Annotated in this window: 11 protein-coding genes; 4 read left to right on the top strand and 7 right to left on the bottom strand. The window is 69.4% G+C overall.

The genetic code is table 11. The features are described from left to right. Positions 1–127: 127 nt before the first annotated feature. The 5 genes from AB0B40_RS37015 to AB0B40_RS36995 all read right to left on the bottom strand — a co-directional run bounded on the left by AB0B40_RS37015 (position 128) and on the right by AB0B40_RS36995 (position 4381). Entirely contained in the window at positions 128–325 is a 198-nt protein-coding gene (locus AB0B40_RS37015; RefSeq protein WP_345054041.1) for a hypothetical protein, read from the bottom strand. Between the two features lie 138 nt (positions 326–463). Further along, positions 464–1372, bottom strand: a complete 909-nt coding sequence (locus tag AB0B40_RS37010) for a sugar phosphate isomerase/epimerase (RefSeq protein ID WP_345054043.1) — start codon at positions 1370–1372, stop codon at positions 464–466. A 1-nt stretch (position 1373) separates the two neighbouring features. Continuing rightward, complete coding sequence (locus tag AB0B40_RS37005; RefSeq protein ID WP_345054046.1) at positions 1374–2282, bottom strand: ATP-binding cassette domain-containing protein; 909 nt, start codon at positions 2280–2282, stop codon at positions 1374–1376. A gap of 3 nt (positions 2283–2285) precedes the next feature. After that, positions 2286–3362: an ABC transporter permease gene (locus AB0B40_RS37000; protein ID WP_362267973.1), complete on the bottom strand. Its 1077-nt coding sequence runs from the start codon at positions 3360–3362 to the stop codon at positions 2286–2288. Beyond that, positions 3362–4381 (bottom strand): sugar ABC transporter substrate-binding protein, encoded by a 1020-nt coding sequence (locus AB0B40_RS36995; protein ID WP_362267971.1) that lies wholly within the window; start codon positions 4379–4381, stop codon positions 3362–3364. Before AB0B40_RS36995 ends, AB0B40_RS37000 begins: the two co-directional genes overlap by 1 nt. 509 nt (positions 4382–4890) lie before the next feature. Here AB0B40_RS36995 and AB0B40_RS36990 point away from each other — a divergent pair. The 3 genes from AB0B40_RS36990 to AB0B40_RS36980 are packed head-to-tail and all read left to right on the top strand — an operon-like array spanning position 4891 to position 8077. Next, positions 4891–6204: an ABC transporter substrate-binding protein gene (locus AB0B40_RS36990; RefSeq protein ID WP_345054052.1), complete on the top strand. Its 1314-nt coding sequence runs from the start codon at positions 4891–4893 to the stop codon at positions 6202–6204. A gap of 8 nt (positions 6205–6212) precedes the next feature. Continuing rightward, positions 6213–7193 carry a sugar ABC transporter permease gene (locus AB0B40_RS36985; protein WP_345054054.1) on the top strand — a complete coding sequence of 327 codons (981 nt, stop codon included), beginning with the start codon at positions 6213–6215 and terminating at the stop codon, positions 7191–7193. Then, the gene (locus AB0B40_RS36980) at positions 7190–8077 is read left to right on the top strand and encodes a carbohydrate ABC transporter permease (protein WP_345054056.1); all 888 of its coding nucleotides are present in this window, start codon (positions 7190–7192) and stop codon (positions 8075–8077) included. Before AB0B40_RS36985 ends, AB0B40_RS36980 begins: the two co-directional genes overlap by 4 nt. Before the next feature lie 35 nt (positions 8078–8112). Here the strand turns inward: AB0B40_RS36980 and AB0B40_RS36975 are convergent, their stop codons facing one another. Beyond that, on the bottom strand, positions 8113–9099 hold the full coding sequence (locus tag AB0B40_RS36975) for an aldo/keto reductase (RefSeq protein WP_345054058.1): 987 nt from the start codon (positions 9097–9099) through the stop codon (positions 8113–8115). Between the two features lie 137 nt (positions 9100–9236). Between AB0B40_RS36975 and AB0B40_RS36970 the strand changes: the two genes are divergently transcribed. Next, entirely contained in the window at positions 9237–10604 is a 1368-nt protein-coding gene (locus tag AB0B40_RS36970) for a cellulase family glycosylhydrolase (RefSeq protein WP_345054060.1), read from the top strand. 39 nt (positions 10605–10643) lie between these two features. Here the strand turns inward: AB0B40_RS36970 and AB0B40_RS36965 are convergent, their stop codons facing one another. Next, complete coding sequence (locus tag AB0B40_RS36965) at positions 10644–12617, bottom strand: discoidin domain-containing protein (protein WP_362267968.1); 1974 nt, start codon at positions 12615–12617, stop codon at positions 10644–10646. Positions 12618–12718: the final 101 nt, after the last annotated feature.

Below are 12718 nucleotides of genomic sequence, written 5' to 3'. Positions count from 1 at the left end.
ACACCCCTCTGCCCCCCCCCGAGGCTGTCCCTTGCGGGGGTCGGGTGGCCGGGGGCCCGGGCCCGGCCCCGGGTCCGGGGGCGCCGTCACCCTGCCCGGCCGACCGCGGTGGCGCGGCCGCCGGTCGTCAACCGCAGTAGCGGATCAGCCACTCGTCCGCGTTGTACGTGTCCCGCGCCGGGTCCGGCAGGGTCGCCGGCCTCGTCTCCACCGTGTCCTGCGGATGTATCCGCTCGGGCAGATGGCTGAAGCGCTCGTGACGCCGGGCGGCTGCCGCGTCGGCGGCTTCACCGGGCGTCTCGTGGAGTTCCGTGCGGTGTGCCATGTCGTCCTCCCGTCCGCGCGGGCGTTGCCCCGTTGTCGGTGAGAACGCCCGCGGCCCCCCGTTGGTTCCCGGCCCTGCCGTGGCCGAATCCGTAGGGGTACCGAAGGATCCGGCACACGCCCTCCCACGTCGGCTTTCTCAGGCCCCGCAGGACCGCAGGAAGCGCCGGGTGCGCACGGCGACCGGCAGCGGCCTGTCCGGCTCGCACGGGTACATGTCCTGCTCGACGATCGCGAACAGCTCCACTCCGAGCTGCTGTGCCGCCTGGAGCACCGGTTCCAGTTCCGGTACACCGGCGGGGGGTTCGCACATCACCCCGCGCTGCACCGCCGGCCCGAACGGCACTCCGCCCGCGACGACCCCGGCGAGGATCTCCGGGTCCACCTGCTTCAGGTGCAGGTACCCGATGCGCTCGCCGTAGGTCTCGATCAGCTTGACGCTGTCGCCGCCGCAGTAGGCGTAGTGCCCGGTGTCCAGGCAGAGGTTGACCAGCTCGGCGTCGGTCGAGTCCAGGAAGCGTTCGACGTGGTCCTCGGTGTCGATGTGGGTGTCGGCGTGCGGGTGCACGACGATGTCCAGACCGTAGGTCTCCCTGACCTCGTGGCCGAGCCGTTCCATGCCCTTGGTCAGGTGGGCCCACTGCTCGGTGGTCAGCTCGGGCGGCTCCAGGATCTCGGCGGTCTTGTCGTCCCGCCAGAAGGAGGGGATCACCACGAGGTGCCGGGCGCCCATCGCCCGGGTGAGCGCGGCGACCTGGCCGACGTGGGCCCAGGTCTCCTCCCAGACGGCGGGGCCGCGGTGCATGCCGGTGAAGACCGTGCCCGCCGAGACCTTCAGGCCGCGCCGGGCCACCTCGTCGGCCAGCCGTGCCGGGTCGGTGGGCAGGTAGCCGTACGGGCCCAGTTCGATCCAGTCGTAGCCGGCCTCGGCGACCTCGTCGAGGAAGCGGTCCCAGGGCACCTGGCGCGGGTCGTCGGGGAACCAGACGCCCCAGGAGTCGGGGGCGGAGCCGACCCGGATGCGGTCGAGCGGGGAGGGGTGCGCCATGTCAGGGTGTTCCTTCCTGGGGAGTCGCCGCGGGTGCGGTGAGGTCGCCCTCCCCGGGCAGTTCTTCCACGTCCACGCCGCGGACCTGGGCCAGTTCGTGCTTGAGGGCCGCGAGTTCGGTGCCGCCGGCCATGTGGTTCGTCAGCTCCTCCAGGCCGATCTCGCCGCGCTCCGCGGACAGTTCGAGGGTGCCCAGGCGCAGGACGCTGAAGTGGTCGCCGACCATGTAGGCGTGGTGGGGGTTGTGGGTGATGAAGATGACGCCCAGACCGCGGTCGCGGGCGGCGGCGATGTACTTCAGCACCACGCCGGACTGTTTGACGCCGAGGGCGGCGGTCGGCTCGTCCAGAATGAGGACGCGGGCGCCGAAGTAGACGGCCCGGGCGATGGCCACGCACTGGCGCTGGCCGCCGGAGAGGGTGCCGATGGGCTGTTCCAGGTCGTCCAGGACGATGCCCATGTTGCGCAGTTCCCGGTCGGCGGTGGCCTTCATCCGGGCGATGTCGAGGCGGCGGACGGGCCAGGGCCCCCGGGTCATCTCCGAGCCCAGGAAGAAGTTGCGCCACACCGGCATCAGCGGGACGGTGGCGAGGTCCTGGTAGACGGTGGCGATTCCGCGGGCGAGGGCCTCGCGCGGGGTGGAGAAGCGTACCGGCTGTCCGTCGACGAGGAACTCGCCCTCGGTGTGCTGGTGCAGCCCCGAGATGATCTTGATCAGGGTGGACTTGCCGGCACCGTTGTCGCCGAGCACGCAGGTGACCCGGCCGGTGCGGACCCGGAGATCGACGCCGTGCAGGGCGCGGACGTTGCCGTAGGACTTGCCGGCGCCGCGCAGTTCGACCAGGGGGCCGTCCTGGGCGGGTGTGTCCTTCAGGACGGCGCCGTGGGTTCCGGCTGTGCTGTCAGTCATGGGTCACCTCCGGGTCGCCGCGCGGCTGACCCACAGATTGATCAGGACGGCGCCGAGGAGCATCACTCCGAGGAACGCCTTGAACCAGTCGGGGTTCCAGCCGGCGTAGACGATGCCCTGCTGCACCATGCCGAACATGAACGCGCCGAAGACCGGGCCGATGGCGGAGCCGTAGCCGCCGGTGAGCAGACAGCCGCCGATGACGGCCGCCGCGATGTAGATCAGTTCCTGCCCCACGCCCTCGCCGGACTGCACGGTGTTGAACGAGAAGAGGTTGTGCATGCCGACGAACCAGGCGCCGAACCCGACCAGCATGAACAGGGAGATCTTGGTGAAGGTCACCGGGACGCCGACGGCGCGGGCGCTGTCCTTGTCGCCGCCGACGGCGAAGATCCAGTTGCCGTACTTGGTGCGCAGCAGCACCCACGTGGCCAGGGCGGCGAAGACCAGCCACCAGATCACGGTGATCTTCACCTGGATCCCGCCCACGTCGAAGGAGGAGGCGAAGACCTTCCTGGCCTGGGCGAAGCCGTCCATGTCGCTGATGTCGTCGGTGGCGACGTTGCCGGTGACCAGCTTGGTCACGGCGAGGTTGGCGCCCTGCAGGATCAGGAAGGTGCCGAGGGTGACCAGGAAGCTGGGCAGGCCGGTCCGGACCACCATCCAGCCGTTGAACGCGCCGATCGCGAGGGACACGACCAGGGCGACGACCACCCCGCTCCACACGTTCAGGGTCAGCTGGTAGCTGAGCATGCTCGCGGTGAGCGCCGAGGAGATCACCGCGACGCCGGAGGACAGGTCGAACTCCCCGCCGATCATCAGCAGGGCCACCGGCAGCGCCATGATCCCGATCGTCGACGACTGGTACAGGATGTTCGCCATCGAGCTGCCGTCACGCACCGGCGGCGCCGTGATCAGGAAGAACACCAGGACGGCCACCGCACCGAGGAAGACACCCACCTCGGGCCTCGCCAGCAGCCGCAGGGGCAGCGGGCGGCGGGCGGTACGGCCGTCGGTCTGCTTCGGGCCGGACGCCGGCGGCCTGTCGACCGCCGGCTGGGCCTGCTGGGGCATGCTCATCACCGGGTGCCCTTCGCGGCGTACTCGGCGACCTTGTCGACGTTGGCCTTGTCGACGAAGGCCGGGCCGGTGAGCACGGGCTGCTCGCCGCCGCCGCTGTAGTTGCCGTTGTTCTTGTAGAGCCACAGCGAGTCGACCGCCAGATAGCCCTGCAGATAGGGCTGCTGGTCGACGGCGAACTCGATGGAGCCGCTCTGCACCGCCTTGACCATTTCCTTGTTGAGGTCGAAGGTGGCCACCTTCGCCTTGCTGCCCGCGTCCTCCACGGACTGGACCGCCGTGAGGGCGAACGGGGCGCCGAGGGTCACGACGGTGTCGATGGCGCTGTCCTGCTTCAGCTTGGCCGTGATCGTCGACCGCACGGACGGCATGTCGGTGCCGTTCACGTACAGCGTCTGCGTGTCGCCCTCGAACGTCCTCTTCACCCCGTCGCAGCGCTGGGTCAGTCCCACGTTGCCCTGTTCCTGGATGACACAGGCGATCTTCTTGGCTCCGGTGGCGTTCAGCTTCTTGCCCAGCGCCTCGCCCGCCACGCTCTCGTCCTGTCCGAAGAACTCCAGCAGGCCGAGCTTCTTCCAGTCGCTGAGGCCGGAGTTGAGGCCTACCACCGGTATGCCGGCCCGCTCCGCCTTGCCGAGCACGTTCTTCATGGCGTCCGGCTTGGCCAGGGTGACCGCGATGCCGTCCACCTTCTGGTCGATCGCGTTCTGCACCAGGTTGGCCTGGTTGCCCGCGTTCGGGTCGGCGGAGTAGACCAGCTTGACGTTGTCCTTGGCCGCCGCGGCCTCCGCGCCCTTGCGGACGGTGTCCCAGAAGGTGTCGCCGGGCGCCTGGTGGGTCACCAGCGCGACGGTCATGCGGGGGGTGTCGGCCTTGCCCGCGGCGGCGTTCGCCGCTTCCTCCTCCGCCTTCTTGCCGCCGTGACTGCTGGAGCAGCCGGCCAGGGTGAGGGCTGCCGCGGCGGCCACGGCCACGAGGGGGGCCGTTCCGCGGGAGCGGGGGCGACAAGAGCGGTCCATCTTTCCTGCACCTCACTGTGCGTGCGACGGGGCAAGGGACGCGGATGCGTTGGGACGGGATACAAGCCTCTGCCGGGCCCACTGTCAATACTTTGTTAAGACATCATTTCACATGGTGGTCCGAATGTAAGTACAAACCATGGACACCTCACCCGCCCGGCCCCGCACCTGGGAGCCATGAGCCCAGTACACCGCACCCCGCGGCGAACGGCACCGGTTGCGCCGCGTACGGCCACACCGGACGGCTGGTGGAGTTTCGGCAGGGGGTCCACCAGGCGCCCGGCCCTGCCCTCGGCTCCCGCCGACTGCCCCAACTACGCAGGTGGCGATGACGATTACGTTTCGGGCAAGAGACCCCCGAGTGCGACCGGAGCTATTGACTCATGAGCGGAGATGGGGCTGTTATAACGCCCACGATGTTCGGTCGAGTTGGTTTCTGAGCGGTTTCGAGGACCTTTCGGTGATCAACTCATCCCCTTGGCCGAACCCTGTATTCCTCAGGAGCCGCCATGCGCCTCTCCCCGTCCCGCCTTTCCGTCCCGGACCCCAGCCGGCGCTCCCTGCTGCGTGGAGCGGGCGGTGCCGCTCTGCTCACCGGGGCCGGCATACCCCTGCTGTCCGCCTGCGGAGGCAGCGGTTCCGGCGCCGACCCGAAGACCGTCACCGTCGGCTCCAACGCCTCCGACGCGGTGCCGAAGAAGGCGTTCGAGAGCGTCTACGCGGACTTCAAGAAGCGGTCCGGCCTCACCGTCGACGTGAACACCAAGGACCACAACACCTTCCAGGAACAGATCAACTCCTATCTCCAGGGCACTCCGGACGATGTGTTCCACTGGTTCGCCGGCTACCGCATGCAGTTCTTCGCGGCGAAGAAACTGGCCACGCCGATCGACGACGTCTGGGCGAAGATCGGGGACGCCTTCCCCGAGGCGATGAAGAAGCTCAGCAAGGGCGAGGACGGCAAGTACTACTTCGTGCCGCTTACCACATATCCGTGGGCGGTCTTCTACCGCAGAAGCGTCTTCCAGCAGCACGGTTACGACATCCCCGCCACCTGGGACGACTTCGTCGCCCTGCTGAAGCGGATGAAGAAGGACGGCCTGGTGCCCCTCGCCTTCGGCGACAAGGACGCCTGGCCCGCGATGGGCACCTTCGACCAGATCAACTTCCGCCTCAACGGATACGACTTCCACGTCCAGCTGATGGCGGGCAAGGCGTCCTGGACCGACGCCAAGGTGAAGGACGTCTTCGACCACTGGGCCGAGATACTCCCCTACCACCAGGACGGCTTCATGGGCCGCACCTGGCAGGACGCCGCACAGACCCTGGTGTCGAAGAAGGCCGGCATGTACCTCCTGGGCTCCTTCGTGGCACAGCAGTTCACCGACAAGGCCGACCTGGACGACCTGGACTTCTTCGCCTTCCCGGAGATCAACTCCGCCTACGGCCAGGACACGGTCGAGGCGCCGACCGACGGTTTCATGGTCAGCAGGTCCCCGAAGAACCACGCGGGCGTCGTCAAGCTCCTGGAGTACCTCGGCAGTCCGGCGGCCGAGGAGCTGTACCTCAAGGGCGACCCGAGCGTGGTGGCCGCCTCCGCCAAGGCCGACACCTCCGCGTACTCCGCACTCCAGAAGAAGGCGTTCGAGATGATCGGCGGCGCCAAGAGCCTCACCCAGTTCATGGACCGTGACAGCCGCCCCGACTTCACCTCCACGGTGATGCAGCCCGGCCTGCAGAAGTTCCTCCAGAACCCCAAGGGCGTGGACAGCCTGTTGTCCTCGGTCGAGCGCCAGAAGAAGACGATCTTCGCGTCCTCGTGAGCGACCCGATGACCACCGACACGACGACGAAGACCCCGGCGGCCGCAGCCGCGCCGGCTCCGGGGGCCGCGCCCGGGAAGAAGCGGGTCACACACGGCCACCGCCGCCTGCTGACCCGCCGTGACCGGTTCACGCTCGCCGTCATGGCAGGCGTGCCCACGGTCCTGCACGTGATCCTGGTCTGGGTCACCGCCATCGCCTCGATCGCCCTCGCCTTCACCACCTGGGACGGCATCGGATTCGACTCCATCAAGTGGGTCGGCCTGGACAACTTCCGGCAGCTGTTCAGCGACAACCCGCAGTTCTGGCCGGCCGTCCAGCACAACATCATCTGGTTCGTCGCGCTGATCCTGGTCCCGACGCCGTTCGGCCTGTTCCTCGCCGTGCAGCTGGACAAACGGATCCGGTTCACGCGGGTCTACCAGACCGCGTTCTTCCTGCCCGTCGTCATCTCGATGGCGTGCATCGGCTTCGTCTGGCAGCTGGTCTACAACCCGGACACGGGCCTGATCAACAGCATCATCGGTGCCAACGAGCCCGGCCACTACATCGACTGGATCGGCGACCCCGACCTCAACCTGTGGGCCGTCCTCGTCGCCGCGTCCTGGCGGCACACCGGCTACATGATGATCCTGTACCTGGCCGGTCTGAAGAGCGTCGACCCGTCACTGAAGGAGGCGTCCGCGCTGGACGGCGCCAACGAGTGGCAGACGTTCCGGCACGTCGTCTTCCCGACCCTGCGCCCCACCAACACGGTGGTCCTCGTCGTCACCATCATCGAGGCACTGCGCGCCTTCGACCTGGTCTTCGTCTTCAACAAGGGTGCCCAGGGAACGGAGCTGCTGTCGATCCTGGTCACCAACAACATCATCGGCGAGTCCAGCCGCATCGGATACGGCTCCGCCATCGCCGTGGTCCTGCTGGTGATCTCCCTCGCGGTGATCATCCCCTATCTGATCGCCACCTTCCGGAAGGAGCGGCGCGCATGAGCGGCACCACTCTCCCGCTGAGGCGGCGCGCCCCGGTCCGCCCCGCCCGCGTCCTGCTGCACGTCTTCCTCGCGGGCACCGCCCTGGCCTGGCTGGCGCCCCTGCTCTGGGCGGTCTTCTCGGCCCTGCGCCCGTACGGCGAGACCAGCGCCAAGGGCTACGTCTCCTGGCCGGACACGCTGGACCTCGACAACTTCAAGAACGCCTTCCAGCAGTCGGACATGCTGCACTACTTCGGCAACACGCTGGTGATCGCGGTCCCGGCCGTCCTGCTGACGCTGTTCCTGTCCTCCTGTGTCGCCTTCTACGTCAGCCGCTTCGACTTCCGCCTCAACCTCGCGCTGCTGCTGGTGTTCACGGCCGGCAACCTGCTCCCGCAGCAGGTCATCATCACCCCGCTGTACCGGCTGTACCTGCTCACGGACCTGCCGGGCATCACCGCGAGCGGCAAGCTCTACGACTCCGCGCTGGGCCTCGTCCTCATCCACGTGGCGTTCCAGTCCGGCTTCTGCGCGTTCGTGCTGAGCAACTACATGCGCTCGCTGCCGCACGAGCTGACCGAGGCCGCGCTGGTCGACGGAGCCTCGGTGTGGCGGCTGTACTGGCAGATCACGCTGCCGCTGTGCAAGCCGGCGATGGCGGCCCTGGCGACCCTGCTGTCGATCTGGATCTACAACGACTTCTTCTGGGCGCTGGTGCTGATCTCCACCGGCGAGAACATGCCGATCACGTCGGCCCTGAACAACCTCTCCGGCCAGTACTTCACCGACCCCAACCTGGTCGCCGCGGGCTCCCTGCTGACCGCGATCCCGACCCTGGTCGTCTACTTCGCGCTCCAGCGCCAGTTCGTCAGCGGCCTGACGCTGGGCTCCAACAAGGGCTGAGGCGCCCGCACCGCCGCCGTGCGGGTGCCGCGCGATCAGTGGGCCGCGTCCAGCCGGGCCCGCTGTTCCTCGGTGAGTTCCAGGTCGACGGCGGCGAGGTTCTCGTCGAGCTGGGCCACCGAGGAGGCACCGGCGAGCGGTATGACGGGCAGTTCGCCGCCCAGTTGCCAGGCGAGGACGGTCTGGTTGAGGGTCGCCCCGGCCTCCCGGGCCACCTCGCGCAGCACCGCCAGCCGGGCCGGGGTGCCGGGGTGGTCGTAGTCCGGCGGCAGCGGCTTGTCGGCGCGGGTGTAGGCGCCGGCCAGCAGCGGTGAATAGGCGACCAGGGTCAGCCCGGGCTCCGCGCGGAGGTAGCTGCGGAGCTGGGCGTCCGCGCCGCCGAGGCTGCCGTCCGGGAACAGCTCGTCGGGCAGGTCGGTGCGCGGGCGCAGGTAACTGTGCTGGTACTGCAGGACGTCGTAGCCGGGCAGGCCGGCGGCCGCCGCGAGGGCGCGGGCCCGCTCCACCCGCCACACCGCGTGGTTGCTGACGCCCAGCAGACCCACCGCGCCCTCGGCGACGAGCGCGGCGAAGGCCTCGACGGTCTCCCGGAGCGGCACGGCGGCGTCCTCGATGTGCGCGTACAGCAGGTCGAGCCGGTCCACGCCGAGCCGCTCCCGGCTGCGGTCGGCCGCCTCCCGGACGGCCTTCGCGGACAAGCCCTCGGCGTTGTCGGTGTAGCCGGTGCCGGGGGCGAGCGGGCGGGCGCCGAGCTTGGTGGCGATGAGCACCTCGTCGCCGATGCCCCGGCTGCGCCGCCACCGTCCGAGCAGTTCCTCGCTGTGGCCGCCCTGGCTTCCGTCCTCCCAGAAGGCGTAGTTGTCGGAGGTGTCGACGAAGTTCCCGCCGGCCTCGACATAACGGTCGAGGACGGCGAAGGAGGTCTTCTCGTCGGTACGCGACCCGAACAGCATCGCGCCGAGCGCGAGCACGCTCACCTCGCGGCGGGTGGCGGGATCGGTGCCGATCGTGCGGTACTTCATGCTGGTTCCTCCCCTGCGTGGCTGACGGCACGGGAGTCTTCATGCTGAAGTGCACGCGAAGTCAAGGCACTTGAGAACTGACCCGGCTGCTGATGGGATGCGCGGCACCACGCACACCGCCGGCCCGGAGGTTCACTGTGCTGCGAGCGATTCTGACGGCGAGCGCGGTCGTCGCCGCGCTGCTTTCCCCCGCCACCGCCCACGCCGAGGGGACCGGACAGGACGTGCCCCGGCTCACCGACCGGCACGGGCGCGTCCTCACCCTGCACGGCTGGAACATCGAGGACAAGGAACACCGCGGCGAGGAAGCCCTCACCGGCATCACCGAACGCCATCTGCGCGACATGCGGGCCAAGGGCTTCGACTTCGCCCGCCTGCTGGTCTTCTGGGACGACCTGGAACCGGCCCCCGGTCACTACAGCCGCCGTTACCTGCGGCAGATCGAGCGCGTCCTGGACTGGGCCGAGCGCTACGACGTGAAGGTGGTGATCGACGCCCACCAGGACGTCTTCGGCCCCGCCTTCGGCCACCGCGGGATACCCGAGTGGGCGACCAGGACCGACGGACTGCCCTTCACCGCGCATCCCGACGACTGGTTCGCCGAGTACTTCGAGCCCGCCGTGCAGCGCGCCTTCACCCACCTCTACGAGGACGCCGACCTCCGCCGCGCCCAGGCGGCGATGTGGCGGACGCTCGCCGCCCGTTTCGCCCACCACCCGGCCGTGCTCGGCTACGACCTCGTCAACGAGCCCATGGGCGAGTCGCGCCCCGGCGAGGATCTGGCGACCGCCGCCCGCCGGATCGAACGGGACCAGCTCACCCCGATGTACAACCGCCTGGCCGACGGCGTCCGTTCGGCCGACCGGGACGCCTGGCTGTTCGTCGAGCCCACCCCGATCGTGGGCGAGGGCGTGCCGACCGGCCTCGGCCGCGTCGACGACCCCCGGGTCGTGTACGCGCCGCACTTCTACGACACCGCCATGGAGGCGGGCGCCGACTACGATCCCGGGGCCGGCTGGATCGAGGCGTATGAGCGGGCCGTCACCGCGTACCCGAAGCGGTACGGGGTCCCGGTCGTGGTCGGCGAGTGGGGGTCGCCGGACAGCTCCCTGCCCCACATGAACCGCTTCTACCGGGACGCGATGGCCTCCCTGGGCCGCTACACGTCCGGCTGGGCCGGTTATGTGTGGTGCTACGGCGGCGGATACTGCGCCGCCGACGCCGACGGCGCCTTCCGCCCCAACAAGGAGCTGACCGCCGAGCCGTACGCGGAGAGCGTGGCGGGAACGGTGCGCTCCGCGTCGTACGATCCCGGGTCCGGCGTGTACCGGCTGACCTACCGCGCGGCCGGCCACGGCTCCCGGGTGTCCATCCTGTCCCTGCCGCCGGGCACCTGGCGGATCACGGCCGACGGCAGCGCCCGCGTCCTGCGCCCGTCCCCCGGCCGGGCCCGGGTCCTGGCCGCTCCGGGCAGCAGGGTGAGCGTCAGCGTCGAACGGGGCTGAGCGCTCCGGGGCCGGACCTGGGCCCAGGCCCTGCGTTCGTCAGACGCCGAAGACCTGCAACTCCGAGACCTGTCCGGCCGGCCAGCCGTTGTTGGCGGTGAAGGTGAGGCGTACGTAGCGGGTGGTGACGGTGGAGGGGAGGGTGAGGGTCGCGGTGTTGCCGGTCGTCGGGTCGAAGGTGTAGCCCGCCGGGGCGAGGAGTTGGGTGAAGGTGGTGCCGTCCGTGCCGGCCTGGACGGAGATGGTCTGGGTACGGGTGGCCCAGGCGGTGGCCGGGGGGAGGCGGAGGACGATCCGTCTGACGCCGGCCGTGGCGCCCAGATCGACCTGGACCCACTGCGGGAAGGCGTTGTTGGCGGACTCCCAGTAGGTGTTGGTGTCGCCGTCGGTCGTGTTGCCCGAGGCGTACGTCTGGGTGTGGCTGCTCTCCGAGGTGGGGCGGTGCAGGGCGAGGTTGCTGGTGCTGGAAGGGGGGTCGGTGGTGACGGTGACCTGGTTGGAGGGCTGCGACACGTTTCCCGCCGCGTCGAGGGCGACGACGTCGAAGGTGTACGCGGTGGACGCGCCGAGTCCGGTGACGGTGAACGAGGCGGCGCCGGTGGCGCCCACCTGTGTGCTGGTCGAGCCGGACACCCGCAGGACGCGGTAGCCGGTCACGCCGACGTTGTCGGTCGACGTCTTCCAGGCCAGCGAGACGGAGTCGCTGGTGTGCCCGGTGACGGTCAGGGCGCCCGGCGCGGCGGGCGGTGTGGTGTCACCGCCGGTGGGGACGGTGGGCTGGGTGGGACGCGTAGGCGTCAGCGGGATCTGGCCCTTGAGCATGCGGCCGCCGTCGCCGGTCAGGCGCAGGTAGTAGTCGGAGGAGCAGGCGGTGCCGTCTTCGTCGAGGGCGAGGAATCCGGAGTTGGCGGGCACCCATGCCTGGGTCTCGGCGGTCTTGGCGATCTGGTTGCCCTCGTTGTACTCGTCGAACATCGAGATGTAGATGCCCTGCACCCCGGCCCGCACCATGTTGTAGAACTGCCGCCACATGAAGTCGCCGTGTACGCGCTGCCGGGCGGAGACGTCGCCGGGCAGGACGCAGGGCTGGTAGTCGATGCCGTTGGCGTTGCAGTCCGCCTGGTCGCCGAGCGTGTAGGTGTTGTAGGCGTTGTCGGCTTCCGTCACGTTGCCGATGGCGCCGACCATCCACGGCGAGATCATGTCGAAGGCGTGGTACACGCCCAGGTAGCCGGCCCGTGATCCCCCGGTGCCCGTCCGCCATTCGCGGGGGACGCCACCGATGACGTAACAGCCCTGGCCCTTGAACCAGTTGATGACGTCGAGGCAGGCGTCGGCGGTGAAGGGGTGGTTGTCGTCGTTGAAGCCGAAGCCCCAGACGCAGACGACCGGCCTGCCGTTCTGCTTCGCGTAGGCCGGACTCGCGGTGTGCGCGGACATCTTGTTCGTCCAGTCCGTCTTGATCTCGGACTGCATGTTCGTCCAGCCGGTGACGTCGTACATGATGTAGAACTTCCGGCCGTACGACTCGGCGGCGCTGCGTACCTTGGTCGCCATGGCGTCGCGGGTGGGGCCTTCGCCGCCGGTGGGGTTGAAGCGTTGCAGGGCGGCGGTGTCGATGCCGTTCTGCTGCATCCACAGGAAGTGGGTGTTCACCGTCTGCTGGTCGTACGACGAGAACAGTGTGGCGGGCCGGCCGTTGCCGAGGGCGGCGTACGAGGTCTGGTACGCGTTGGTGAACTCGCGGACGTCCGGCCAGCACTTGACGGCGGTGTTGGACGGGGACGGCGACCGGCCCCAGTCCTGGCTCCAGTGCCACCAGCCGTTGATGGGGGCGCCGTCGCCGGCGCAGGCGAACCAGCCCTGGTAGCCGACGCTGATCCTGCCGACCACGTCACCGGGCGAGCCGGCCGCCGACGCGGTGGGGGCGAGTGCGGTCCCGGTGGCTCCCACGGTTCCCACCGCGGTGGCCGCGATCGCGGTTCGTAGGAAGACCCTGCGTGTGACACCCATCTGGAACTCCTCTGGTCGAGTGGCCTTCGGCGGTCGGTGCCGCCGGCCCGCCACCCCACCCGAACGGCCGACTCAGCCCCCACCGCAGAGCCGCAACGGCC

Origin of the sequence: Streptomyces sp. NPDC042638, from assembly GCF_040647235.1 — a bacterium.
GTDB classification, from domain to species: domain Bacteria; phylum Actinomycetota; class Actinomycetes; order Streptomycetales; family Streptomycetaceae; genus Streptomyces; species Streptomyces rameus.
The sequence above is the reverse complement of the archived record's forward strand: the minus strand, read 5'-3'. Positions and strand labels throughout refer to the sequence as shown.

What these genes read in the sequence shown, in the direction of transcription:
- AB0B40_RS37010 (WP_345054043.1), bottom strand. Translation starts at nt 1,372, where the DNA reads ATGGCGCACCCCTCCCCGCTCGACCGCATCCGGGTCGGCTCCGCCCCC.
- AB0B40_RS36990 (WP_345054052.1), top strand. Translation starts at nt 4,891, where the DNA reads ATGCGCCTCTCCCCGTCCCGCCTTTCCGTCCCGGACCCCAGCCGGCGC.
- AB0B40_RS37005 (WP_345054046.1), bottom strand. Translation starts at nt 2,282, where the DNA reads ATGACTGACAGCACAGCCGGAACCCACGGCGCCGTCCTGAAGGACACA.
- AB0B40_RS36965 (WP_362267968.1), bottom strand. Translation starts at nt 12,617, where the DNA reads ATGGGTGTCACACGCAGGGTCTTCCTACGAACCGCGATCGCGGCCACC.
- AB0B40_RS36995 (WP_362267971.1), bottom strand. Translation starts at nt 4,381, where the DNA reads ATGGACCGCTCTTGTCGCCCCCGCTCCCGCGGAACGGCCCCCCTCGTG.
- AB0B40_RS36985 (WP_345054054.1), top strand. Translation starts at nt 6,213, where the DNA reads ATGACCACCGACACGACGACGAAGACCCCGGCGGCCGCAGCCGCGCCG.
- AB0B40_RS36975 (WP_345054058.1), bottom strand. Translation starts at nt 9,099, where the DNA reads ATGAAGTACCGCACGATCGGCACCGATCCCGCCACCCGCCGCGAGGTG.
- AB0B40_RS37000 (WP_362267973.1), bottom strand. Translation starts at nt 3,362, where the DNA reads ATGAGCATGCCCCAGCAGGCCCAGCCGGCGGTCGACAGGCCGCCGGCG.
- AB0B40_RS36980 (WP_345054056.1), top strand. Translation starts at nt 7,190, where the DNA reads ATGAGCGGCACCACTCTCCCGCTGAGGCGGCGCGCCCCGGTCCGCCCC.
- AB0B40_RS37015 (WP_345054041.1), bottom strand. Translation starts at nt 325, where the DNA reads ATGGCACACCGCACGGAACTCCACGAGACGCCCGGTGAAGCCGCCGAC.